This window comes from Streptomyces sp. NPDC059668 (assembly GCF_042734135.1).
GTDB lineage: Bacteria > Actinomycetota > Actinomycetes > Streptomycetales > Streptomycetaceae > Streptomyces.
Genome location: NZ_JBHWEL010000079.1, coordinates 22,277 through 25,174 on the forward strand (window position 1 = coordinate 22,277; position 2,898 = coordinate 25,174).

2 protein-coding genes are annotated in these 2,898 nt (G+C 73.1%); both read left to right on the forward strand.

What is annotated here, in order from left to right; all coding sequences use genetic code 11:
- On the forward strand, positions 1–1,399 hold a 1,399-nt coding region (locus ACFV2J_RS35595; protein WP_385442578.1), incomplete at its 5' end, for a tetratricopeptide repeat protein.
- 163 nt (positions 1,400–1,562) lie between these two features.
- Entirely contained in the window at positions 1,563–2,687 is a 1,125-nt protein-coding gene (gene ald, locus ACFV2J_RS35600) for an alanine dehydrogenase (RefSeq protein WP_385092304.1), read from the forward strand.
- Positions 2,688–2,898: the final 211 nt, after the last annotated feature.

Here is a 2,898-nt window from a genome sequence, read left to right on the forward strand (position 1 = left end):
GGCGCGGGGGGGCGCGGGCGGCGGCCCGCCCGCGCCCCCCCCCCCGCCCGCCCCCCCCACCCCGCCGGGGGGGGCGCGGGCGGCGCCCGGCCCCCCCCCCCCCCCCCCGCGGATCTTCCGGCTCACGTACACCGGGCTGCCCGCCACCGCCGCGCGGACCCTGCGGCTGCTCTCGCTCGCGCCGGCCGGACTCGTCGACCCGCACACCGCGTCCGCGCTCGCCGGCTGCTCGATCGACGCCGCCCACGACGCGCTGGACGACTTCGCCGCGCTCGGGCTCCTGCGGCCGGTCGAGTCGCCGCTGCCGCAGTACGAGGTCCCCGGCTTCCTGCTGCCCCTGCTGCGCGCCCTCACCGAGAGCGAGGACCGCCCGGCCGAGCTGCAACTGGCCCGCGCCCGGATGCTGGAGCGGACCGTACGGCTGCTGGTGTCCTGCCGCGCGATCACCGAGACCGACAGCTCGCCGGCCCGCGAGAAGCTCGCCGGGATGCCCCGCGCCCTGCGCTTCCCGAACCCCAGGGCCGCCGAGGACTGGCTGCGCATCCGCCGGCCCGCGCTGCTGGCCGCCGCCCGGCTCGCGGTCGCCGACGGCGAGCTGGACACCCTGGCCCGCCGCCTGATGGCCGCCCTGGTGCGGGCGCTGGTCGTCCACTTCGGCACCCGGGCCGCGGCACCCGAGCTCTACGGCATCCACCGGCTGGTCCTCGACGTCGCCGAGCGGCGCAGGCTGCCCCGGGAGCGGGCCGCGGCCCTGCTGAACCTGGCCGACCTGGACGAGCGCACCGGCCGCACGGCGGAGGCCCTGGCCCGCTACCGGGCCGCGCTCGACGCCGCGCGCGAGGCGAACGACCCGTACGCGACCGGCCGCGCGATGGAATCCGTAGGCGGTGCCCACCTGGAGCTCGGGGACTTCGACCGGGCCGCCGACTGGTACGGCCGGGCGCTCGCCCAGCGACTGGCCCGCGACGAGCGGCTGGACGCCGCCCGGCTCTACGGCCGGATCGCCACCGCCCACACCTACGCGGGCCGCTACGGCGAGGCGCTGCGCAACTGGCGCGCCGCCGTCACCGGACACCGCAGGAACGGCGATGTGGCGTCCCAGGCAAGGGCGTTGAGCGAGCTGGCACGCGTGCAGGAGTACGCGGGACGGCCGGAGGAGTCGCTGCGCACCTGCCAGGAGGCCGTCGAGTGGGCCCGACGCGCCGAGGACCTGCGGTTGCAGGCCGCGTTGCAGCTCCGGCTGGCCGACACCCTGGACCGGCTCGGCGACCCCGCCGCGGCCCAGCTGCACCGCGGGGCGGCCGAGCGCATGCTGGGTGATGAGCTCCCGGAGAGCGCGATGGCCATGGAACAGGGCGCTAACGCCTGCGAAATCCGCAGTACATCTGCGGAAGATTGATGCTTTGAAAGGCTAGACAGAGAGAATCCCTTCATTAGACTGGCTCCGCTGCGTTCTTTCGTGGTGTCTCCCGGCGCGTTCGTGCATCCGGGTATGACCTGCATTGCCCCGGCTCGCGCCGCCACGGCCGTGCACAGCCCCAGAACCCTCTGAGTCAAGGACCGTGATCGACGTGAAGGTCGGTATCCCCCGCGAGGTCAAGAACAACGAGTTCCGGGTGGCCATCACCCCCGCAGGCGTCCACGAGCTCGTGCGCCACGGCCACCAGGTCTTCGTCGAGCAGAGCGCCGGTGTCGGCTCCTCGATCACGGACGACGAGTACGTCTCCGCCGGTGCGCAGATCCTCCCCACCGCCGACGAGGTGTGGGCCACCGCCGACCTGCTGCTGAAGGTCAAGGAGCCCATCGCCGAGGAGTACCACCGCCTCCGCAAGGACCAGACGCTCTTCACCTACCTCCACCTGGCCGCCTCCAAGGAGTGCACGGACGCCCTCCTGGAGTCCGGCACCACGGCCATCGCGTACGAGACGGTCGAGCTGCCCAACCGTGCCCTGCCGCTGCTCGCGCCGATGTCCGAGGTCGCGGGCCGGCTCGCCCCGCAGGTGGGCGCCTACCAGCTGATGCGCGCCAACGGCGGCCGCGGCGTGCTGCCGGGCGGCGTCCCGGGCGTGCTGCCCGCCAAGGCCGTCGTCATCGGCGGCGGTGTCTCCGGCTGGAACGCCGCGCAGATCGCCATCGGCATGGGCTTCCAGGTGACGCTGCTCGACCGCGACATCAACAAGCTCAAGGAGGCGGACAAGATCTTCGGCACGAAGATCCAGACCGTCGTCTCCAACGCCTTCGAGCTGGAGAAGGCCTGCCTCGAGGCCGACCTCGTCATCGGTGCCGTCCTCATCCCGGGTGCCAAGGCCCCGAAGCTGGTCACCAACGAACTCGTCTCGCGGATGAAGCCGGGAAGTGTTCTTGTCGACATCGCGATCGACCAGGGCGGCTGCTTCGAGGACTCGCGTCCGACCACGCACGCCGAGCCGACCTTCCCGGTCCACAACTCGGTCTTCTACTGCGTCGCCAACATGCCCGGCGCCGTGCCGAACACCTCCACCTACGCGCTGACCAACGCGACGCTGCCGTACATCGTGGAGCTCGCCAACCGCGGCTGGGCCGAGGCGCTGCGCCGCGACCACGCACTCGCCAGGGGCCTCAACACGCATGAGGGCAAGGTCGTTTACCGCGAGGTCGCCGAGGCGCACGGCCTGGAGCACGTGACCCTGGAGTCCCTGCTCGACTGACCCCCGTCCGGCCGGGCCGCCACCGCGCGGCCGTGGACCGGCCGACGAGCAAAAGGCGATACGTCAACACAGGTCGTCAACGTCCCGCATCCGGGCCGGGCGGGGCCCCCCCCGTGCCGGGCGGGGTGGTGGGGGGGGCCGGTTGTGACAAACTCAAACACCCCCCCACCCGAAAAAGAGACCCCGAGATCACCCCCGAGAACCCACCCGC